Source organism: Streptomyces sp. NPDC088812 (assembly GCF_044750285.1).
Lineage (GTDB): Bacteria > Actinomycetota > Actinomycetes > Streptomycetales > Streptomycetaceae > Streptomyces.
On record NZ_JBIVJP010000005.1, the window covers coordinates 233,998 to 255,769 of the forward strand.

Sequence of the window (21,772 nt, forward strand, 5' to 3'; positions counted from 1 at the left end):
CGGCGGACGGGATCTGTTGTGGGCCTACCGGCCGCTCGGTCGACGGCCGGTCCCCTGTGGGCCCACCGGCCGCTCGGTCTGCGGCCGGGGTCTTGTGGTGGGCTACCGGCCGATCGACGGGCCGGTCTCCCGGTGGCGGATCTCGGTGTCGGGGCCGGGCGAGCACAGGCCCTCGTGTCCGTCCTCGAAACGGACGCGGTACGGGGGAGTGCCCTCGTGGCCCAGGACTTCGACGATCTCGCCGACCTTGTCGTGTTGGCCGACCACCCTGCCGTGCTGGACAAGCTGGTCGCCCACGGTTGCACGCATCTTTGGGGCCTCCTCAGCGAGAGCGGGAGCAGCGGTCCGTGGCCTTGGTTCTGCGCGGGTTCTGCGGAGCGGAGCGTGGCGGAGAGCCGGCCGTACGGCCCGCTCAGCCACGCGCCCGCTGGGTGACGGCGATGCAGACGAGCACCGCCGCGGCCGTCAGCGGGGCGGCCACTGTCAGGTGCTCGCCCAGCAGCAGCACCGACCACACCAGTGTGAGCAGGGGCTGGGCCAACTGCAACTGGCTGGCCTTGGGGATGCCGATGGCCGCCATGCCCCGGTACCAGACGACCAGGCCCAGGAACTGCGAGCCCGCCGCGACCCACAGCACCCCCGCCACACTGTGCCCGGTGAGCGCGACCGGTTCGTGGGCGAGGGCCAGCACGGTGGCCGGCACGGACAGCGGGAGGCACAGCACCAGCGCCCAGGCGATGACCTGCCAGCCCGGCATGATCCGGGCCAGTCGGCCGCCCTCGGTGTAGCCGGCCGCACACACCACCAGTGCCCCGAAGAGGTACAGGTCGGCGCTGGTCAGGGCCCCACCGCTCTGCTGCACCGTGAACGCCACCACCGCGCCGGCACCCGCCAGCGCCGCGATCCAGAAGGTGCGGGAGGGGCGGGAGCCGATGCGCAGGGCGGAGAACAGGGCGGTGGTCAGGGGCAGCAGGCCGACCACGACCGCGGCGTGCGCGGTGGTGGACGTCCGCAGGGCGAGCGTGGTGAGGAGCGGGAAGCCGACGACGACCCCGGCGGCCACCACGGCGATCCCCGGCCAGTGCCGCCGGGCGGGCAGCGGCACGCCCCGCGCCCGGCTCCGCCCGGGTACCGGCGTCCGCACGGCCAGCAGGCAGCCGCCCGCGATCAGCGCGGCCAGCACGCTGCGCACGGCGACCAGCGACCAGGGGCCGAATCCCTCCAGTCCCCAGGCGGTGGCCGGGAAGGTCAGGGAGAAGGCGACGACACCGAGAGCGGCCTGGAGGGTGCCGGCGGGTCCGGGCCGGGTCGAGGAGGCGGTCGGGGATGCGGTGACTGCTACCGGGGGCGGTGCAGTAGCGCTACTCTGTGTCTTCATGCACGAGCGTAGCAGTGTGGGTGAACTGGCGGAACGGCTGCGAAGTGAGCTGGACCGCTACTCGCCGGGTGGAAAGCTCCCGTCGAGCCGTGCCCTCGTCGAACGGTTCCGGGTGAGCCCGGTGACCGTCTCGCGCGCCCTGGCCCAACTGGCCGCCGAGGGGCTGGTGGTCACCCGGCCGGGCGCCGGCGCCTTCCGCGCCCGGCCCCGCACGCCCACCGGGCCGGCCGGCGACACCTCCTGGCAGGAGGTCGCGCTGAGTGCCGACGGCGCCGCCGACCTCGTCCCGCGCTCGGTGGACGCCTCGGGCGTCACCGTCTCGCTGGCCGCCCCGCCGCCCGGCGTGATCGAGTTCAACGGCGGCTATCTGCACCCCACCCTGCAACCGGAGCGGGCGATGTCCGCGGCGCTGGCCCGGGCCGGACGGCGCCCCGGTGCCTGGGGACGGCCGCCGATCGAGGGGCTGCCGGAGCTGCGCGAGTGGTTCGCGCGCTCCATCGGAGGGGCCGTCACCGCGGCCGAGGTGCTGGTCGCCGCGGGCGGCCAGACGGCCCTCACCACCGCCCTGCGCGCCCTGGCCCCGCCCGGCGCGCCGGTGCTCGTGGAGTCGCCGACCTACCCCGGCATGCTGGCGATCGCCCGGTCGGCGGGGCTGCGGCCCGTCCCCGTGCCGGTCGACCCGGACGGGGTGAAGCCGGAACTGCTCGCGGACGCCTTCCGGGCGACCGGGGCCCGCGTCTTCGTCTGCCAGCCGCTGTTCCAGAACCCGACGGGCGCCGTCCTCGCCCCGGACCGGCGCGGCGAGGTGCTGCGCATCGCGCGCGAGGCGGGCGCCTTCGTCGTCGAGGACGACTTCGTCCGGCGGCTCGCGCACGAGGACGCCGGTCCGCTGCCGCGCCCGCTCGCCGCCGACGACCCCGACGGCGTCGTCGTCCACGTCGGCTCCCTCACCAAGGCGACCTCGCCCAGCTTCCGGGTCAGCGCCCTCGCCGCCCGCGGCCCGGTGCTGGAGCGGCTGCGCGCCATCCAGGTCGTCGACACCTTCTTCGTGCCGCGCCCGCTCCAGGAGGCCGCCCTCGAACTCGTCGGCTCGCCCGCCTGGCCGCGCCATCTGCGGGCGATCGCGACCGAGTTGAAGGCGCGGCGCGACGCCATGACCCGGGAGCTCGCGCTCCGCCTCCCCGAACTCGCCCTGCCGCACGTCCCGTCCGGCGGCTACCACCTCTGGCTGCGCCTGCCCGACGGCACCGGCGGCAGCTCCCCGGCATTCGGCTCCGGGGCGGAGCCGGCGTTCACGGCGGCGGCCCTGCGCGCCGGCGTCGCCCTCGCTCCGGGCCGCCCGTACTTCAGCGCCGAACCCCCGGCGGCGCACGTGCGCCTGAGCTTCGCGGCGGTCGCGGGGACGGCGGAGATCGGCGAGGGCGTGCGGCGGCTGCGGCAGGCGTGGGACGAGGTGCGCGCGGAATCCGTTCGACAGGGGGCGCGCGGTCTGTGAGGGTCCCCCCATGACCGACGTCACGCCCCTCGCCGAGGGCTACGAGATCTCCACCGACCCCGCCCGCATCGACGCCGGGAAGGTCCACCGCTGGCTGTCCACGGACGCGTACTGGGCCCTCGGACGTGCCCGGGAGAAGCAGGACCGGGCGATCGCCGGATCCCTCAACTTCGGGGTGTACGACACCGCGTCGGGGGAGCAGGTCGCCTATGCGCGCATCGTGACGGACCTGGCGACCTTCGCGTGGCTGTGCGACGTGTACGTGGATCCGGCCGTGCGCGGGAAGGGCATCGGGACCGCGCTCGTCGCGGCCGTCCGCGAGCACCTCCGGCCGCACGGCCTGCGCCGCATCCTGCTCGCCACGCACGACGCGCACGGAGTGTACGAGAAGGCCGGTTTCGCCAACCTTCCGGAGTCCGATCAGTACATGGCGCTGTTTTTCGAGAAGTGACGAGAAGTGACACGAAGTAACGAGAAGTAATCCGAGAACACCCCTTGCCCTGCCCGCGCGGTCGCCGGACCATCGCCGCATGGCAGTCCGGGTCACGTTCGTCGCCACCGCGCGCAGTTCCCCGCTGCTCGCGGACCGCTTCGAGGACGACCGGCCGCTGGACCGGGCCGGCTGGGACGCGGTGCAACGGGTGGTCGGCGACCTGCTGCCGCTCGCGGCGGCCGAACTGCGGTACTGCTCGCCGACCCCGCGCAGCCGCGCCACCGGGGACGCGCTCGGGTACGCCCCGCTCGTCCAGCTCGCCCTGCGCGACTGCGACATGGGGCGCTGGCGGGGCCTGACCCTCGGCGAGGCGATGGCCCGGGAACCTCAGGCCGTGGACGCCTGGCTGGCCGATCCCCGGGCCACTCCGCACGGCGGGGAGTCGCTGCTGTCGTTCATCTCCCGGGTGGGCGGCTGGCTCGACACCCGGCCGGTGGAGGACCGCTGCCGGATCGTCGCCGTGGCCGAGCCGAGCGTGATCCGGGCCGCCCTGGTGTACGCGCTCAAGGCGCCGCCGTCGTCGTACTGGAACATCGATGTCAGGCCGCTGTCGACGACCACCGTCAGTGGCCGGGGCGGGCGCTGGCACCTGCGCCTCGACGGGACGCCGGCTCAGGCCTCGCGCAGGTAGTCGGTGGTGAGCAGCAGGTCCTTGGCCGGGCCGCCCACGCGCCAGACCGTGCGCCAGTGGTCCGCGTCCCGGACGGTGAACTCGCCCCGGTAGAGATCGGCCGCGCACGGGTGGTCGGTGACGTGCCGTCCGCTCGTCAGGTCCAGGTCGTGGAAGGGCCGGCCGTCGGCGAACCGCACGTCCGCCGTGCCGGGGCCGGGACCGGGCAGGAAGCGCAGGGTCCGCTCGGCGGGCCGGGGGACGCCCCGCCAGGTGAAGGTGCCCGACTCGTGGTGCAGCAGCCCGCCCCCGTCGAGCGGGCCGAAGCCGGTGACGCCGGTGAACGCGCCCTCGTCACCCCCCGCGAGATCCCGTACGGACCGCTCGACCCGCCACCGGCCGGCCAGGTAGGCCAGGACGTCGGGCACTGGCCAGAACTCGCCCATGGATTCCGTCCTCCGTCACGTCCGTTGCTGCGCGAACCATTGACGCGCTCGCGCCCCCTCCCTATCTTGCCGTTCGAAGTGCTGACCAATGTCCGAAATTTCGAACAAACTGCGACGATGCCCCACCCGAGCCGCGGAGTATCCATGTCACGCAGCACCGCCCGCACCCGCTGGAGAGCCGGTCTCGCCGTCACCGCCCTGCTGACGGCCGGCGCCCTCCTGCCCGCCCCCGCGCACGCCGAGGACGTCACCGACTACGCGATCACCGTCGACCCCACCGCCCAGGGCGCGACGATCGACGACACGATGTACGGCGTCTTCTTCGAGGACATCAACCGGGCCGCCGACGGCGGGCTGTACGCCGAACTCGTGCAGAACCGGTCCTTCGAGTACTCCACCGTCGACAACCGCTCCTACACCCCGCTGACCTCCTGGACCGTCGACGGCACCGCGCAGACCCTGGACGACGACGGCCGCCTCAACGAGCGCAACCGCACCTACCTCTCCCTGGCCGCCGGCACGTCGGTCACCAACGCCGGCTACAACACCGGCATCCCTCTGGAGCAGGGCGAGAAGTACGACTTCTCGGTATGGGCCCGCGCCGAGGCCGGCACCACGCTCACCGTCTCCCTCCAGGACGCCGACGGCACCCTGGCCACCGCCCGCAAGGTGGCCGCGAAGGGTGGCTGGGCCCAGTACAAGGCCACCCTCACCGCCACCCGCACCAGCAGCGCCGGCCGCCTGACCGTCGCCTCCTCCGGCGCGGCGGCCCTCGACATGGTGTCGCTGTTCCCGCGCGACACCTACAAGCACCAGTCCAACGGCCTGCGCAAGGACCTCGCCGAGAAGATCGCCGCCCTGAAGCCGGGCTTCGTGCGCTTCCCCGGCGGCTGCCTGGTCAACACCGGCTCCATGCAGGACTACAGCGAGGCCTCCGACTGGCAGCGCGCCCGCTCCTACCAGTGGAAGGACACCATCGGCCCCGTCGAGGAGCGCGCCACCAACGCCAACTTCTGGGGCTACAACCAGAGTTACGGCCTCGGCTACTACGAGTACTTCCGCTTCGCCGAGGACATCGGCGCGATGCCGTTGCCCGTCGTGCCGGCCCTGGTGACCGGCTGCGGACAGAACCAGGCCGTCGTCGACGACGCGCTGCTGAAGCGGCACATCCAGGACACCCTCGACCTCATCGAGTTCGCCAACGGCCCCGTCACCTCGACCTGGGGCAAGAAGCGCGCCCAGATGGGCCACCCGAAGCCCTTCGGCCTCACCCACCTCGAGGTCGGCAACGAGGAGAACCTGCCCGCGGCGTTCTTCGAGCGCTTCCAGCAGTTCCGCGCCGCCATCGAGGCCGAGTACCCGGACATCACCGTCGTCTCCAACTCCGGCCCCGACGACTCCGGTACGACCTTCGACACCGCCTGGCAGCTCAACCGCGACGCTGACGTCGACATGGTCGACGAGCACTACTACAACAGCCCGCAGTGGTTCCTGCAGAACAACGACCGCTACGACTCCTACGACCGCAGCGGCCCGAAGGTCTTCCTCGGCGAGTACGCCTCCCTGGGCAACACCTTCAAGAACGGCCTCGCCGAAGCGGCCTTCATGACCGGCCTGGAACGCAACGCCGACGTGGTGAAGCTGGCGTCCTACGCACCGCTGCTGGCCAACGAGGACTACGTGCAGTGGAACCCGGACCTGATCTGGTTCAACAACCACGCCTCCTGGAACTCGGCCAACTACGAGGTCCAGAAGCTGTTCATGAACAACGTCGGCGACCGCGTCGTCCCCTCGACGGCCACCACCACCCCCTCCGTCAGCGGTCCCATCACCGGTGCCGTGGGCCTGTCGACCTGGGCGACCACGGCGGCGTACGACGACGTGACGGTGACGGACGCCGACGGCACCACCCTGCTGTCCGACGACTTCTCCGGTGACGCCTCGCAGTGGACGCACACCGGCGGCGGCAGCTGGTCGCTCCAGGACGGGCAGTACGTCCAGACCGACGTGGCCGCCGAGAACACCATGGTCTCCGCCGGAGACACCGGCTGGCAGAACTACGACCTGCATGTGAAGGCCACCAAGACGGCCGGCAAGGAGGGCTTCCTCGTCGCCTTCGGCGTGCAGGACACCGGCAATTACTACTGGTGGAACCTCGGCGGCTGGAACAACACCACCAGCGCCGTCGAGCAGGCCGTCGACGGCGGCAAGTCGACGCTGATCTCCAAGGCCGGGACGATCGAGACCGGCCGGGCCTACGACATCGACATCAAGGTGCGGGGCCGCCAGGTCACCCTCTACCTCGACGGCCAGGAGTGGGGCAGCTTCACCGACGACAAGCCGGCCGAGCCGTTCCGCCAGGTCGTCACCAAGGACAAGAAGACCGGCGACCTGATCGTCAAGGTCGTCAACGCCCAGTCCGCGGACGCCCGCACCGCGATCGACCTGGGCGGCGCCAAGGTCGCCGGCACGGCCCGGGTGACCACGCTGGCCGCCGCGCCGGACGCGGTCAACACGGAGGCGGAGACCCCGGTCACGCCGGTGACCTCCACCTTCACCGGGGTCGCCGACGAGTTCACGTACACCTTCCCGGCGAACTCGATCACCTTCCTGCGGCTCAAGCAGAGGTGAGCCCCGTCAGGCGCCGCCCCGGCGGAACCAACCCCGCCGGGGCGGCGCCTGCGGGGTGGGGGCCTGTGGGGCGGGGGCCTGCCCGCCGAACGGCGGCAGCGCCTTGAAACGCTCGTCGAGCGTCACCGTGGGCGTGATCCGGTGCAGGGCCGCGCGGACCAGGGTGAGCGGATGGCCGGGGAACCGCGCGTCCCACCGCTCGTCGTCGCCCACGTGGTACGGCAGCCCGCCCAACTGCCCGCCGCCCGCGTACGGGTGGGGCCGGAAGTAGTCGGCCGGCCCCACCTCGGCCATCACCACGGCCTCCCGCATCCCGGTCGTCGCGCCCTCGGCGGCCTGCACCTTCACCACCGTGCTGCACCCCGCCCTCGGCACCGTCCAGCTGGCCAGGAAGGCCTGCCCGCGCCGGCCGGGCAGCGGCACCTTCACCAGCTGACGGACCGCCGGAACGCCGTCCACGGCACCGGGCACCGCCTCGATCAGCCCGCCGCCGGCCGCGGCCACGTTCCGCGCGAGGCCCGCGCGGAGCCGGTCCGTCTCGTGCGGCGGCGCCGGCAGGTCCGGAACGAGCGGGAAGAAGTGGACCGACAGGACGACGCCCGCCGTGTCCGTCCACACCCCCGGCTCGCGCTCGGTGAAGCCGGTGAGGTCCAGGCCGGTGATCGGTGTCATGGCGATCATCATGCCGGGTCCGGCGTGGCGGTCATCGGGCCAGGTCCGCCGTGGCGGTCATCGGGCCGGGTCCGTCGCGGTGGCAGAACACGCAGCCCTCCCAGTCCGGCAGCCCGCTCAGCACCCGGTGGCGGGTGCAGCAGGCGACGGCCGGCGGCGGCAGGGCGTCGCCGGGCGGGACGGCGGCCGGGGGCTCGAACCCCTCGACCAGCTCCAGGAAGCGGCGCAGGTACGCCGGCGCGTACGGCGGCTCGTAGCCGAGCTCGTCCCAGCGGTGGCGGCGCGCGGCCAGGCGGATCACCCGCAGGACGAAGTCCCTGGCCGCGGCCCGTTCCCCGGCCGTGGCGCCCCAGTCCAGTCCGGCCAGGTCGAACCCGACCGCCCCGCGCCCCAGCACGTTCTGGTCCTGCCAGGACAGCAGCGCCGCGAACCGCAGCTCCCAGGGCCGCTCCGCGAGCTCCGCGACGGCGAGGGTCAGGACCTCGGTGAACACCGCGGTCCCGCCGTTGGACAGATACATGCTGTCGGCACCAGCCTGGAACACGTTCCCCATGCGGGAAGGTTACGCAGACGGGCGGCCTGGGCACGGATCGCCCTGTGACCGAGAACTGTAGTTGGCGAATCATGGACTGAGACGCGCAGGTCGGGAGCACGTGGAGAATCCTTGTTGGCAAATCATGAGAGGCATAGTTGGCGAATCATGAGCTTGGATGCTCACTGTGAGTGAGTGATGGGGTGAGCCGGTTCCTCGTCGGCGATGCCGAGCGCCTGGTGAACTCGATCCCGTAGGAGTCGGACGTTCGGGGTTGGGAAGTGGCGTCCGTTGTCAGTCCTGGGCGCTACCGTGACGCACGGAGGCGCTTGTTGCTGGTCGCAGTGAATTCTTCGGCTGCATCAAGAATCGTCCGCCAGCCCTAGGAGACGCGCATGACCGCTGCCCGCTTGACCGGCCGCCCTTGGCACGATGTAGACGGCCCGTCGCTTGTCGCGTCGGCAGCCGCTCTGCAGTTGATTCCTCAGAACATTCCGCGCCTTGTGAGGCTTCAGCGCCTTGCTTCCATCGGCGCGTGCCTCCCCAGCCGTCCGGATGCACCTCGGCTGTCACCCAGCAAGCTCCGGGCGCTGCTCAAGGATCCCCTGGTCAGCGGCTCTCAGATCCGTGCCCAAGAAGATTTGTACGACGACCTGTACACCGCCGAGGTTTCCTTCCACGGCGGGCCATGTCTCGTCGCGCAAGGACTGACATCACGGTGTGCTCACACCCTCGATCTCATGCTGCGTAGCATCCTCGGGCCTGATGGACAGGCCGTATTGCCGACGCAGTTCGTCAAGGAGACGCAGCTGTGGGCGCACACGGCATTGAGGTTGAGCGACGCCATGCTGCGTCGGGCCGGGCTTCACCGGGGTGTCGCTCCGCCTCAGCGACACGGCGACGAGGTGTTCGTTCCGGGAGAGAAGACTCTCACCGCCCTGCGGGAAGCCGTCCGCTATCGCTTCACCGATCTGTCTCACCTGCTGCCGGCCAGTTCCGTCGATCTCCTCGCTGGATGGGGTATCCGGCCCGGCGAGCACATGCTCACCACGGGACCAGGGCCGGACGATGGACTCGTAGTCAAACCTCTTCTCCTCATGGAAGACGGCTTGATCGTCGCAAATCCAGCCGAACTGGTTACGGCGCTGCGCCATGAACTCATCGTTCAAGCCGGGTTGCACGAATGCCGACCCCAGCTTGCGCGCCTACTGCGCGATCAGACGATGAGGGACACCGGCCGCCTTTTGACGCTGTGTGGTGCGGTCCCGACAGGGCCGGCTCAACAGACGGGTGATGACCTGATCACCCGCCGCACCTTCACGTTCGCTGAGGACAAGATCCTCGACCTTGCCGTGGTCATGGATGACCTGTCCGACTACGACGACACCAATCCGGCAGGTCACTGGCCCATCCGGGATCTTGGTCTGCGGGTACAGAACGTCATTGACCCTGTCGGCCCGCCTCTTCCCGAGGACGCCCGCACTCTTCGCCTCATAATCAACGAAGGCGTGGGCCGATCCTCGTTCTTGGGACTCGCGGACCAGCGTCGCCCCGGCCCGGTCGTCGTGACCTCTCTCAGCGACCTTCAGGTCATGGCAGAGCTGGACGGCTCACACCCCCTGTTCCTATGGCGGTTTGCGCAAGCGGAAACGGAGCTGCACGAGACGACCCATGTGCAGTCGTGGAGCGCGCTGGACAACTACGGGCTCTACCGGAACTGCGAGTACAGCTACTACGTGTCAGACGACACGAGACCTACGATGCTTCTCGTCGAACAGGACCACTCTCGAGCGCTGCGCGTTGAAGTTCAGCAACGCTACGACCGTCATGACGTTCCCAGCCCCCACAGGCCTGTCTACGTGCCGGTGGTCTCCGTATACGGCACGTCTACGGCGCCGATCTATCGACCTCTTCCAGACGTACCCGAGGTGGGGAGACTCGTCGAAGTCCCAGACGTAAATGTGTGGTTGGGTGCTGGCGACCATGAAGTTGCTGACGGGCTGAAGGATTTCCATCACCTGACGGTAGAAGCAGCAGCCTTCTGGACCTGGCAGATTTCTACCGCCCGTCCCGAGCTCTTGCCGCTAGCCGCGTCTACGGGCGAGCTGTACGTGAGCCTTTCCTTCGACGATCCCTCAGCGTGGCAGGCTGCGTTGGACGGCAATCCTGGTACAGAAAGTGCACGTCCCTGGGTCGGCGTCCGTGGCGCCGAACCTGGGCTCGTCGATCTGCGCCTCTACGCGGAGGGCTTGGCCAGCCTTCTCGCAGACGCAAATGGAGCCGACCGCATCGTGCTACGAGCCCTGCTTGAAGGCATCACGCAAACCGCCGGATTGGTGGACGAGGATCTTGACGCGCTCGTCGATCAACTGGCGCCCGAGGGTCCCAAACAGATGTTGCACGTCGAACTGAACCCACGCCTTCCGCTGCGCCCCGGTCCGCTCCCTACGGCTCGACTGGTACAACCTGCTGCTTCCGCCATGGTTCTTGACGAACTGGGCCGGTACCTCGATAGCGCCGGTACGCCAGTGGGGACCATCCCCTCGGAGAAGCGTACCCAGGTTCTGCAGAAGGTCGTGGGGCACTACTTCACACTCATCGAGGATATGGTGGCCGGTCTGGCGGCCGAGGGGCTCGTCGAGTCGCTGATTTCGCGGCACGAAGCGCTCCTGTACGACGAGGCCTTCAATGACCAGATCCTCCCATCGCGCATCGCCTGCTTCGGAGAGGCAAGCCAGCCGGCCGAGAACCTTGTCAGGACCACCAAGCGCCAAGTGGAAGCTGCTCAGGCCAGCCGATTCCTCATCGAATACGTCGCTGCCCAACCTCCCAGTGGAGACTCGTCACCACCCTGGACACGTACGACCACCTCATGGCGTTGTCTGCAGAACTCATCTCTCGTGCCACTCTCTCGGAAGCCATTCACCACGACTTCTCAGAGGCTCAACTTGCCTTGTTGGCCTCCGGTCGACTCGGTGTCTCCCGCGGCGACCAATACGAATCAGGCTCCAACGCCCTTGCTACAGCCCGAGCAGAGGCACTCCTGCTTGCAGCACCGACTCGTCATTCCCGCCGGGGATCCGAGCCCCAAGGGCCCACTGCACAGGTAGAAGAAGCAATGGTCGCCGAGTTCGGCTTCTCTCTCACCGACTTGTCCCAGGGTGTCGGCGAGGTCATCGCTCTGGGGGATGAGCGCTGCCAGTCAGAGCCCTACACCCTTGCAGAGTCGGTTGTTGCCGATCACTTGTCCAGGACGCTGCACTGGGAACATGAGAAAGCGCAGACCTTCCTCGATCGGCTCACACTGCGTCCCCGCGCCAAGTTCCTTTCTGTCAACTCCGATGCGTGGCCGTGGCGCTACAACCGGGAATGGTCGTACGTTCGACGCCCGCTTATCCGTGTGGGCACAGGGGACGGCTCTCAACTCGTCTGGGGAGCCAGACACACTTGGAGCAGTGGCTCGTATTGGGTCAATCTCATCTACTCCGGACGGTTGCGCAGCACGTCATCAGCGATGAAGAAACTGCTGGGAGTGATTCGGCAGGACGAGAACAAGGCCTTCGAAGCGCATGTCGTCGACACACTCAAGGCTGGAGGCTGTTCCCTCGCTGTCAGGGGTGTCTCCAAAATCGCGGGACGTAGACTCACGTCAGCTGAGGGTCACGATCTGGGCGACATCGATGCGCTTGGTATCAACGCGGCTAGACGCGTGATCATCGTTATCGAAGCCAAGGACTTCGAGATGTCACGTAATCCGACCGAAATGGCCAACGAAGCCGATGCTCTATTGCGCGGCGACAAAAGTGCTCTCTTCAAACTTGGTCGCCGCACAGAGTGGGTACGCCAAAACCTTGCGGTAACGTTGACTCACTTCCTTGGGGATCGCGATACCACCAGCTGGACTGTTACATCCGCCATCGTCACCAGCAGGGATCTCATGGCTCCCCGAGTGCTTGCCTCCAGCGTGCCAGTAGTCCCTATCGGCGAATTCGAGCAGTGGGTCGCCGCAGAGCTCGTTCGGGGTAAGCGAGGCAATGGGCGACGCCGCTCTTGATCTGGACACTATGTATGGGATCGAGGGGGCGCCGTCCAAGCGAACCAGCATGTGGCCGAGGGTGCTGGCTGAGGTTCTTCCGGCGTGCGGTGGGTACTTTTATCGGATGGTCAGAGCGGATTGTCGGTTCTCGGGTGCATTCGGCCGTTGCCTGGTCGGTGTGGTGCTTCCCTTCGAACTCGGTGGGCTGAGGTAGCCGAGCCGTTTCTGGCCGTGCCGGGAGTTGTAAAAGTCGCCCATCTACCCGAACAGCGCGATGCTCGCCTCGGTCGTTGATGAGACTCGTTGATTTTATCTTCCCCACCCGGTGCTCACGGGTTCCCCAGACTTACTCTCTTGATTCCTCAACTGTGGGGCGCCGACTTGCGGACCTATGCCGCACGGTTCTCACAACCCGGGGTACGGCTAACGACCGTGTCATGAGCCCTCGCCCCGGGAATCGACCATGGAGGATGGTCTCTGCTGGTTCAACGAGCGTCAGGGCGCGGCAGACCCGCGGATCTCGGTGGCCGCCTGCTGGGATCGGCTGCCACGATGTGGCTGGCGAAGTCGCCCGCAACGGTGCGGCAGCCCGAGAGGCGAGGGAGTCGTCCATGCTGCTGAGGCCCGGGGTCACTTGCGAGAAGGCGATCAGGTTCCTCGACGACCTGGTCCAGGCGGGCTCAACGACGTCCGCAACTCCGTCCCGCACTTCGCCCAGCCGACGCTGGCGGGCGTGGAGCCCTCGAAGCTGGCCGGGCCCGACCTGGTGGTGACGCTGCGGCAGTACGCCCAGTGACCGCGACGACAGCTCGGCAACTGGCGAGTGTCTTCGCCGACCCGGCGGTGCCGGCGCGGCTGCGCGGCGAGCACTACAGCCACATCGTGCACAGCCCCCTGACGCCCTACCGAACCGCGCTGCTGCTGCACTGGGAGTTGGACGAGCTGGCGACGTACTTCATGGAACTGCAGAACCGGATGCGGCAGACCGTGGAGGACTACCGCAGCTACCGGCAGCGTGTGCTGGTCGTGGACGCGAACACCCTGCTGCACTGTCAGCGCTTCGACAAGATTCCGTGGTCTCGGGTGTGCGAGAAGGGCCCAGCGACGCTGGTGATCCCGCACGTGGTGGTGGAGGAGATCGACACCAAGTCCTACTCCGAGGGCAGCGAGAAGATCAGGAAACGAGCGCGCGGGGTCTACGAGCTGCTGGGCGACGTCCTCAAGAGCCTGTCCACCGACGGCCGCTTCGAACTGCACGACGGCACCGAGGTCCAGGTCCTACGCGACGAGCCTGGGCACCGACGCCTGCCGAACAACGACGACGAAGCCGTGGCCCGCGCGGCCCCACCTGCAGCAGGCCATCGCACCGCGCCAGATCACCGTCATCACGCGCGACAACGGGATGCGAGGCAAGGCCATGACCTGGTGCCTGCCCTGGGACTTCCCACCGGACAAGTACCTGATCCCCGAGGACGGCTTCGTGCGAAGCACCGCGAGGCGAACATTGTGAGCATCAGCGTCGATGTCCCCGAGGACGATGACGACACCTAAGCGCGGGTTGCCTCGGCCTCATCAGCTGGAGCGGCCGCCAGGCGGCCGCCGACGAATCGCGATGAGAGCCTCGCGCGCCTGATTTGCCAGGGCAGAATCCGGACCATGCTTGCCTACCAAGTCGTTGTACAGGCTGCTCAACTCCTGTACCGACTCTGCGAAGCGGTGCACATCGCGCAGCAACAGCCCTGCCTGTAGGCGCACCTCAAGAACGACGGTGTCCGTGGGTGCGTGATGGGCGCGCAACTGGGCCAGTTCGCGTTGCAGATCGCCCAGCGCGCGTTGATGTTGGCCGAGTCCGATCCGGCAACGGGCGGCCAGGATGCGGCAGGTCAGGGCATCCTCAGCACCCTGCACGCCGAGGAGGTCGAACTCATGAGCTAGGGCCTCGTAGACCGACAGCGCCTCGCTCAGCCGACCTGCCTCGAACAGAGCCCGGGCTGTTCCCAGGCGGTCGGTGTGCCCTTCCGTACTGACCGGCTCGGGGAGCATATGGCGAACGCCCCTCGACGCGACTGCCGGGACTCGAGGTACGTCGGGGCCGGGCATAAGGACTGGGGGCACCGTCAAGGTCGGCAGTCCGGGGAACGAGAGGTACCCGTGATGCTGGTGCGGTAGGTGGCCCAGGAGCTCGCCTATCACGTGGCGGGCGCTGTTGGGGCGCGCATCGGCGGGCTTGGCCAACAGGTCGAGGACGAGCCGTTCGAGTCGAGGGTCGACGTTCGCACGGTGGCTGCGTAGTGGTGCAGGCTGCTGGAGCACATGCGCACACATCAGGTTGACGACGTTGCCCCCGTCGAACGGCCGCTCACCCGTCAGGAGCTCGTACAGCACTACGCCCAGGGCGTAGAGGTCGGTCTGGGGCGTGATGTGACCCGCATCGAACTGCTCGGGGGCCATGTAGTGCGGGCTGCCGATGATCTGTTGGGGCTTCGTCAGGCGGCTGGGCGCATCCAGGCCTAGGGCCATGGCGATGCCGAAGTCCAGGATCTTCACGGTGCCGTCGACCGCGATCATGATGTTGGCTGGCTTGATGTCACGGTGGATCACGTGGACATCGTGCGCGTGGTGCAGAGCGGCACATAGGTGCAGTGCCAGACACACGGCCCACACCGTAGGCACACTCCCGGAAGTGTCGATCACTTGTTTCAGGGAAACGCCCTGCACGAGTTCCATGACCATGAACATGCGGTCCGCGGTGCCGTCCAAGAAGGCGTCGTACACCTGGGGGATGCCTGGGTGATGCAGCTGTGCGGTCACGCGCACCTCTCGGCGGAAGCGCTCCACGACGGCGTCGCCATCACGGTGGGCAGCGAGGTCGTCCAGGATGAGTTTGACGGCGACATCGCGCCCCAGGGTCAGGTCGTTGGCGCGCCAGACCTGGCCCATCCCGCCTTCCTCGATTGACTCACGCAGTGCGTAGCGCTTGGCGATGATCCGTGGCTCAGGCACCGTTCGTGCCGTCCCCCCGCCTCACGTCTCCGCCGGTTTCGCCTGAGTGCGGCTCGGTGCTCCGGGCCTCGTGCCACAGCTCCTGCGCAAGGTCGCTCAATGTGGGGCCGCCGGGCAGGGCCCACTGCGTGCTGGCCTGCACCGCGAGCGGGGCGTCGTCCCAGCCGGCCTGCCGCCACATGTGCAGGATCAGGCCGGCCGGGGAATAGCGCGCCCCGTCAGCCGCCCACAGCAGGGGCTTGGCCTTGTCGTTAGTCCATGTCGCCATGAATCGGTTCGGGTCGGCGTTCAGCCACTCCCCGATTGCCTCGTCCTCCCGGGGCCTGGGGTGATACATGAGCTGGGTGCCGTCCTGCAGCCGGTGCTGATCGACCAGGAGTCGCGTCGGGTTGGGACGCCGCTCGCGACGTGGCTCGGTGGAACGCTGGTAGGAGGCAAGTTCGGGGTAGTGCCCCTGGCCGTCGAACGAGGCCAAGACTGCTGCCGCCAGTTCCCGGGAGGCCGCCGCCTGTGTGAAGGTGCGCGAGACGAAGCTGTGCGGCCCGGACCGCCGGTCGACTTCCGAGATGAGGTGGGCCAGGGTCTGCGCGGTGAGTTCCGGAGCCGCGTTCAGTGTGGGCTGCCAGTCTGCGTCTAGGTCGTCGATCGCCTCGGTGTCCGCGCGCTGGAACACCAGATGGGCCACCAGGAGTACGCCGCTCTCTGCGATCGCGGCGGCGCGGCCGGGCAAGGTCGCCGAGAGGTCGTGGACGGTCTGCTGCACGGTACGCAGCAGCTGCACCGAGCGCCAAATCTGCACGGCGTTGGGCGGCTCCGCAAACAGCTGCGTATAGCCGCCCTCCGGGGCAGATTGCCACAGGAAATCAGTGGAGGCGCGAGCCCCTGCGGCCATCCGCGCGTCGGGATGGGCGCAGGCCAGCGCAGTGGCTGCTTCCAGCACGGTGCAGCCTGCATCGGGCGCGGGCTCAAGTTCTCCGCGCTTGATGACGTAGTCCTTGTCCAGGGTGATTCGGAAGTCGTCGCGAATGTACGCCTGCGCCTGGTCCAGCGCAATGAAGTCGCGCCGCTCTACATGGTTTTGGGTATTGGTGGCCACCGTGACCGAGTTGGCGAACCCTGGCGGGGTCTGTCCGATGGTGATGATCCGCACCATCACCTTGGCCTCCGCGAGCGTCTGCGGATCGTCCGCGAAGGCGCGGTACAGCGCTGCCACGGTCTGTGCGCCGTTGACGATCTGCGCGTCGGTCATGGTGAGGCGCACCGGCGCGCCCTGCGCGCGGCGGCCGAAGTACTCAGCGGTGGTCGACTCGCACAGCACCGTGATGCCGTTGTTGAAATACCAGAAGTGCTCAGGGTTTTTGGCCAGGCTGTCGTCAAGTGTGGCGTTGACGGATGTGTGCCCCAGCGGGCGGCGTACGTTCACGTTGAACAGTTCTGCGCCGTGCAGCTCATACCAATGGGCGATCTCGTCTGCGGTGACCGTACCGACGTGGGAGGGATAGGGCAGGTCTTGCCCGAACCAGCCGTCGGTGAAGGTAGCGGTCACGGTCAGCGGCTGCGGCGCCACGTCCTGGCGGATAGCGGCGTGCAGGTCGCTGCTCGCCAGCACCCTCAGATCGGTGCGAGTGTCCAGGTCGGCCGATTCCCCGTGGATCAAATGCAGGGCACGAGTCGCTGGTGCTGCCGGCCCCATAACGGCAGCGACGAGGTGGACCTGGGGCGATGGCTGGGCGAGCACGTGGCGGATCCGGTCAGCGAACGCCTGAAACCGGGCGTTGAAGCGATCGAAGTCCAAGTTGTCCAGCATCCGGAAGGCATGGAGGAGCTTGGAGGCGTCGGCGGACGTGAATCGGGCAGTGCCCTGGTCACTCCACTTGGCCTGGATCAGCCACAACTCGCCGGTTGCCGGTGACGTGGCCACGGCATCGATGCCGAAGTCATCGGCTCCGTCAGTGACAGCGGCGGCCGCCTCCTGCGCGGTGCAGTCGGTTGTGATCCGCACGGCCTTCGCCGCCAGGGCGCGGGAGAAGAACACGGTCTCGCGGTTTCGGGTGAACTCGCCGTCCCCCAGCTCGATCAGCCCGTCGAACTCGCTCGCGAGGGCCTGCCGGACCTGCCGCACTTGCAAGGGCGTGGCCACCTCCGGGTTGCTCCCTGCCGTCACGCCCTGCCTCCGTCCGATGGTGATCCCAGCACTATACGAGCGAGGACGCGCCTGGGTTCGTGAGAGTTCCTCGTCAGGCATGGAGTGCGCCTGTCTGATGGATGTAGCGCCACCCACGGTACGGGCACCGGGGGCATCCGTTGTGGTCGTGCCACTTGCCCCCCATGAGGTGGGGTGCGCGTAAGAGGGGCGGCCTGCGGGCGGTGGCTTGAGGTGGGGCCCTGCGGGCGGAGGGGAGTGGACTTCTTGGGCCGGCATGTTCAGGGCCAACCCAGGAGAGTCCTGTCGGCCATGAGTTGGCCCGCGAATCGGGGCGGGAAAGTTGTCCAGGACGTCGAGGTAATCACGTTCGACGAACTTTACGAGCGGGCCTGCTTCCTCGTCGAGGATCAATGAGGCGGAGCAGGCCCCGGCGAGGTTTGGCGATCAAGACGATCTCCTGGGTCACGTGCTCGTGCAGCCCGGCCGTGGACGCGTCGGTGCCCTCCGTGGCGCCGTGCAGGATGACGAAGGCGACGATGGCCTGGCCCGTGGTGGCGTCCGGGACGCCCACCACGGCGGCTTCGGCGGCATCGGGGTGCGAGAGGAGCGCGGACTCCACCTCGGCGGTGGAGCTGCGGTGCCCAGAGACATTCATGACGTCGTCGATACAGCCGAGGACCCAGGTGTCGCTGTCCTCGCCGTAGCGGACGAAGTGGTGCCTTTCGTTGCTGGAGGCGGCGGACGGGGGCGCTGTCCAAACAGACCGCGTCGCGAGCACCGATTCCGGTGATCGAGATGAAAACGGCACGACACGCTTCCCGCCGGGCTGGGACGATGCCGGGGTGAAACTGATTTCGTCGCCCGTGATCGGGTGCGCGGCGGACATCGCGAAGGATGTCTTCTCCAAGGCCGAGCTGGAACTCCTCTTCATGAAGGCCGGCCTGGACGGCTTCATGCCGTCCGACTCGTACGGTAAGGCCGAACTGGTGGTCCGGACGGTTCGAGGCGCACAGCGACAGGCCGCCGACGCCGATCTGGCGGCCCGTAAGGCGCTCTACGAGTTCGTCCGCCTGGTCGCGGAGCGGACGGCGCCCGCCGAGGACGGGGATGTTCCTGCCGGTACCCCGTTCTGGCAGCTGCGGGAGGCACTCAGGTCGGATGGCTTGGACCTCGTCGCGGAGTACGAGACCACCGAGGAGATGTGGGGCAGGTCCAGGTCGCGGCTGCTTGGTGCGCGTCTCCTGCCTCTCGACGAGCCGCGCGCGCCGCTTAGTGACGAGATCACAGCGCTGGAGCACGAATTCGACCGGCTCGGGTTGACCGTCGCCAGGAACTGCTACCGCCAGGCCGTGGACAACCTGGTGGAGCAGCGTTTCGAGGCGGCGAACGGCCAGTTGAGAGCGATGTTCGAGGCTGTCGCCGTATACGTGGCCACTGCCCACGGATTTACCACCACGATGCAGGGCGCGGGGGGAGCGGCCATTCGGTACCTCGTCGACCAGGGCCTGCTGCCCGACAACGACGGTGGCTCCTTCGTACGCGGCCTGTGGCAGATCACGCACACCAACGGACCGCATCCGGGCGCCTCGCACGCCGGCGAGGCACGCTTCCGCCTACAGGCTCTGACCGGTGTAGCCCGCTACCTGATCGACCGCTTCACTCCGGTTCAGTAGGCCTTCAGGCCGATCTCCCGTATCGGCTGTATCGACTCCCGCGTAGAACTTGGGCGTTGCGCAGCGGGAACGGGATGCCGAGGGCCTCGTGTATCGCGCCACTGAACTCGCGGAACGGCAGGATGTCCTCTTGGCCGCCCGTGGCGAGCCGTGTCACGAAGTCCGCCAGTCCTGCCACAGCTTCCAGGTCATCCGTCCAGCCGGAGACCAGGAGGTACCGGACCCACATCGGGACAGCGAGACGGCTCAGTCGTGTGGCGAATCTGAGGCGGGGGCGACATAGGCTGAGAAAACCCGAGTTCGGAGTAGTCGTACATGGCTAGTGTGTCAACTGTGCGAGACGAGACCTGGGAGCCTGCTGTCACGGTTGACGAAGGGCTCAGCCGCAGAGCGAAGGCGTTGGCATGTACCGCCCCGTTGCACGAGCTCGACGCCCGTAAGGGCATGATCGAGTGGGCCGAGGCGAAGACCTATCTGATGGCGGAGATCGCTCTGTACACCATCGACCAGGTCGCGATCACCATGGATTTCGACACGGGCGCCAGCCACCAGCACATCGTGGACCGGGTCCAGCGGTTCGTCGCGCGGCAGGCGCCGGAGCGTCCCGCCAAGGAGCACGCGAGGGTCACGGCTTGGGTGCTGGAGAGTCTGATCAATGTCGGGGACGTGGATCGCGCGTTCCGCCGCCCGTACGGGGCAGTGGACGCCGACGGCGTCTACCGTATGCACACGTTCGACTTCAAGCTCATCGAGGAGCGCAGGGACGCCACGGGCAAGCTGTACCTGCGTGCCTCGCACGAGGCTCTGAACGTCCTGGTCGGCGCCCTGGACACCGACGTCGAGTCCGCCCAGGTCGCCGCCGAGGTGAAACTCGACAACCTGATCAGGCGGGGCCAGCTGGCAGACGCCAAGCAGATCGCCGAGCAGGCGCGTATCCGTACGATCCAGTACGGGGAGATGATCCGGGTCCAGTTGGACGCCACCAAGCGCAACGTGCAGGCGGTGGACTGGCAGGAGAAAGTCCCGAAACTGCTCGACGACGCGCTCGCCCACGTCGAGGAACGGGTCAAGGCCGAGCGGGCGATCGCGAAGTACATGGCCGAGGCACGCGACGAGGCGGAGGAGCCCGTGCGCAAGAGTCGGGCAGCGGAACTCGTCGAAATCGTCGAGGACTGCGTACGACGCCACATCAAGCTCCACACCCACCTCATGGGAGCCCGGGACCTCTTCCGGGAGCAGCAGGATCGCCAGCAGTTCGCCGACACTCCCCAGCGCCAGACCCTCGACCTGTACGGCCACCTCCTCACGCCTGCTCTCGACCTGCCGGTCACTGATGTCTCCGGATTAGCCGACCGATACTTCACGGATTCCTCGGGCCCGGTCGTCCGCGATCTTCCGGACCTGGCCACCCTCGTTCCCCTGCTGCTGCGCCCGGCACCGGAGCGCACGCGGTTCGCGGGAGAAGTCCTCGAACCCGACCTGGAGACGTTGGAAGAGCAGAAGCGCTTCACTAACCGCCAGTGGGAACAGGCCAACGCGCTCCTCGACCTGCCGGACGAAGTACGCACGCTGTCCGGTCTTCTAGACGAAGCGGCAGCACTCGACCCCGAGCTTCCCGAACTCGTAGCACTCCTGGCGTTGCACGCGTACGGTCCGCAAACCGGAACAGTCCTGCGCCGCGGAGATCCCCGGGTCTTGGTGGCCGTGCACGCCGGCGCCGACCTGGACAGCCAGGGCTTCGAAGGAGACGACCTGCTCCTCACCACGGCACGGCTCGTGGACCCGGCCACGGCCGACGGCCCGGAACCGACCACGAAGAACACCGGAGGCGACAACCGATGAGCGGGGTCCTCGGCACCTACAGCGAGCACGACGCGGAGGAGGCGGCACGGCTCGTCGGATACGGCCTTCGCCCCAGGCTGCGTCCGCACCGGGACGCCGACTACGCGGCTCTCGTCCGCCGCTATGACGAGGAACCGGCGTTCGAGCAACTCGTGAGAAGGAGCGCGGCAGGCCTCGGGCTGCGGGTCATCGGAATCACCCAGCGTGCCGGTGCCGTCTTCGGGGCTCTGCCGGGCTCGGTGTTCGAGACCAAACTCGATCACTACGCACGGCAGGCGCGCCAGGCCCATCAGCGAGAGGCAGAGCGGGTGCTGCACGGCATCGCCCACCTGGCCATCGCCGCCTGCTGTTTCCCGCGGCCCGAGGACCTCGCCGACGACGGCTATGTCGGCCAGGCCACGGTTCCGACGGTGGACCAACTGGTACGTCACGCATGCCAGGAACTATCCGAGCGTGTGGCCGGATCGGAGGAGAACAGCGACCCCATGACCGACGCCCTCGAACTGGAGCGTGCCTGGCGCGTGTACTTGCGCAGACCCGAGGCCGGCTCGACCAGCGACGGCCGCGTCGCCCCGCCGTCCACCGAGGCCATCGTGGGCAAGGCCCTTCGCTACCTGGTCGACCAGGGCATGTTGACCGAGACCGAGGACGACGAGCGCTCGGTCAAGGTCTACCGCACGACCAGCCGCTACCAACTTCAGGTCCGCGAACTGGCAGGCGTCCAGGCGTACGACGAGTTGCTGCGCCTAGGTGCCCCCGTAGGACCGGCTGCCGCAGGCATCGTGCGGGTCTCCGATTCCGGCACGCTGTACTGA

18 protein-coding genes and 1 pseudogene are annotated in these 21,772 nt (G+C 68.2%); 11 read left to right on the plus strand and 8 right to left on the minus strand.

What is annotated here, in order from left to right; translation table 11 throughout:
- Positions 1-102: 102 nt before the first annotated feature.
- Together ACIP67_RS11330 and ACIP67_RS11335 are read right to left on the minus strand one after the other, a co-directional pair.
- Positions 103-309, minus strand: coding sequence for a DUF1918 domain-containing protein (locus tag ACIP67_RS11330; RefSeq protein WP_401690713.1), 207 nt, complete (start codon positions 307-309; stop codon positions 103-105).
- A 103-nt stretch (positions 310-412) separates the two neighbouring features.
- A complete protein-coding gene (locus ACIP67_RS11335) occupies positions 413-1,378 on the minus strand; it encodes a DMT family transporter (RefSeq protein WP_401690714.1) in 966 nt (321 codons plus the stop codon).
- Between ACIP67_RS11335 and ACIP67_RS11340 the strand changes: the two genes are divergently transcribed.
- The 3 genes from ACIP67_RS11340 (at position 1,287) to ACIP67_RS11350 (ending at position 3,997) form a co-directional block, all read left to right on the plus strand.
- A complete protein-coding gene (locus ACIP67_RS11340; RefSeq protein WP_401690716.1) occupies positions 1,287-2,873 on the plus strand; it encodes a PLP-dependent aminotransferase family protein in 1,587 nt (528 codons plus the stop codon). The two genes, ACIP67_RS11335 and ACIP67_RS11340, sit on opposite strands and share 92 nt — an antisense overlap.
- 10 nt (positions 2,874-2,883) lie before the next feature.
- Entirely contained in the window at positions 2,884-3,324 is a 441-nt protein-coding gene (locus ACIP67_RS11345; RefSeq protein WP_401690718.1) for a GNAT family N-acetyltransferase, read from the plus strand.
- 79 nt (positions 3,325-3,403) lie between these two features.
- Complete coding sequence (locus ACIP67_RS11350) at positions 3,404-3,997, plus strand: histidine phosphatase family protein (protein WP_401690720.1); 594 nt, start codon at positions 3,404-3,406, stop codon at positions 3,995-3,997.
- Here ACIP67_RS11350 and ACIP67_RS11355 read toward each other — a convergent pair.
- Positions 3,979-4,422, minus strand: a complete 444-nt coding sequence (locus ACIP67_RS11355; protein WP_401690722.1) for a DUF6314 family protein — start codon at positions 4,420-4,422, stop codon at positions 3,979-3,981. The two genes, ACIP67_RS11350 and ACIP67_RS11355, sit on opposite strands and share 19 nt — an antisense overlap.
- Positions 4,423-4,566: 144 nt before the next feature.
- Between ACIP67_RS11355 and ACIP67_RS11360 the strand changes: the two genes are divergently transcribed.
- Positions 4,567-7,053 carry an alpha-L-arabinofuranosidase C-terminal domain-containing protein gene (locus tag ACIP67_RS11360; protein ID WP_401690724.1) on the plus strand — a complete coding sequence of 829 codons (2,487 nt, stop codon included), beginning with the start codon at positions 4,567-4,569 and terminating at the stop codon, positions 7,051-7,053.
- A gap of 6 nt (positions 7,054-7,059) precedes the next feature.
- Here ACIP67_RS11360 and ACIP67_RS11365 read toward each other — a convergent pair whose 3' ends face one another.
- Both ACIP67_RS11365 and ACIP67_RS11370 read right to left on the minus strand, forming a co-directional pair.
- Positions 7,060-7,725, minus strand: a complete 666-nt coding sequence (locus ACIP67_RS11365; protein ID WP_401690726.1) for a hypothetical protein — start codon at positions 7,723-7,725, stop codon at positions 7,060-7,062.
- A gap of 31 nt (positions 7,726-7,756) precedes the next feature.
- Positions 7,757-8,278, minus strand: a complete 522-nt coding sequence (locus ACIP67_RS11370) for a hypothetical protein (protein WP_401690728.1) — start codon at positions 8,276-8,278, stop codon at positions 7,757-7,759.
- Positions 8,279-8,652: 374 nt separating this feature from the next.
- On the opposite strand from ACIP67_RS11370, the gene ACIP67_RS11375 reads away from it, so the two are divergent.
- The 4 genes from ACIP67_RS11375 (at position 8,653) to ACIP67_RS11390 (ending at position 13,844) form a co-directional block, all read left to right on the plus strand.
- Positions 8,653-11,367 (plus strand): hypothetical protein, encoded by a 2,715-nt coding sequence (locus ACIP67_RS11375; RefSeq protein WP_401690729.1) that lies wholly within the window; start codon positions 8,653-8,655, stop codon positions 11,365-11,367.
- A gap of 8 nt (positions 11,368-11,375) precedes the next feature.
- Entirely contained in the window at positions 11,376-12,311 is a 936-nt protein-coding gene (locus ACIP67_RS11380; RefSeq protein WP_401690731.1) for a hypothetical protein, read from the plus strand.
- 616 nt (positions 12,312-12,927) lie between these two features.
- Positions 12,928-13,089: a hypothetical protein gene (locus ACIP67_RS11385; protein WP_401690733.1), complete on the plus strand. Its 162-nt coding sequence runs from the start codon at positions 12,928-12,930 to the stop codon at positions 13,087-13,089.
- Positions 13,086-13,844, plus strand: coding sequence for a PIN domain-containing protein (locus tag ACIP67_RS11390; protein WP_401690735.1), 759 nt, complete (start codon positions 13,086-13,088; stop codon positions 13,842-13,844). The genes ACIP67_RS11385 and ACIP67_RS11390 overlap by 4 nt, the downstream gene beginning before the upstream one ends.
- Before the next feature lie 21 nt (positions 13,845-13,865).
- Here the strand turns inward: ACIP67_RS11390 and ACIP67_RS11395 are convergent, their stop codons facing one another.
- The 3 genes and pseudogenes from ACIP67_RS11395 to ACIP67_RS11405 form a co-directional block, all read right to left on the minus strand.
- On the minus strand, positions 13,866-15,296 hold the full coding sequence (locus tag ACIP67_RS11395) for a protein kinase (RefSeq protein ID WP_401690737.1): 1,431 nt from the start codon (positions 15,294-15,296) through the stop codon (positions 13,866-13,868).
- Positions 15,289-17,436, minus strand: a complete 2,148-nt coding sequence (locus ACIP67_RS11400) for an AIPR family protein (RefSeq protein WP_401690739.1) — start codon at positions 17,434-17,436, stop codon at positions 15,289-15,291. The genes ACIP67_RS11395 and ACIP67_RS11400 overlap by 8 nt, the downstream gene beginning before the upstream one ends.
- A gap of 433 nt (positions 17,437-17,869) precedes the next feature.
- A pseudogene (locus ACIP67_RS11405) lies at positions 17,870-18,139 on the minus strand (acetyl-coenzyme A synthetase); the annotation flags it as partial.
- Positions 18,140-18,167: 28 nt separating this feature from the next.
- Here ACIP67_RS11405 and ACIP67_RS11410 point away from each other — a divergent pair.
- The 3 genes from ACIP67_RS11410 (at position 18,168) to ACIP67_RS11420 (ending at position 21,772) form a co-directional block, all read left to right on the plus strand.
- Entirely contained in the window at positions 18,168-19,115 is a 948-nt protein-coding gene (locus ACIP67_RS11410) for a hypothetical protein (protein ID WP_401691007.1), read from the plus strand.
- Between the two features lie 417 nt (positions 19,116-19,532).
- Positions 19,533-20,957 carry a hypothetical protein gene (locus tag ACIP67_RS11415; RefSeq protein WP_401690741.1) on the plus strand — a complete coding sequence of 475 codons (1,425 nt, stop codon included), beginning with the start codon at positions 19,533-19,535 and terminating at the stop codon, positions 20,955-20,957.
- On the plus strand, positions 20,954-21,772 hold the full coding sequence (locus ACIP67_RS11420) for a hypothetical protein (RefSeq protein WP_392226018.1): 819 nt from the start codon (positions 20,954-20,956) through the stop codon (positions 21,770-21,772). The genes ACIP67_RS11415 and ACIP67_RS11420 overlap by 4 nt, the downstream gene beginning before the upstream one ends.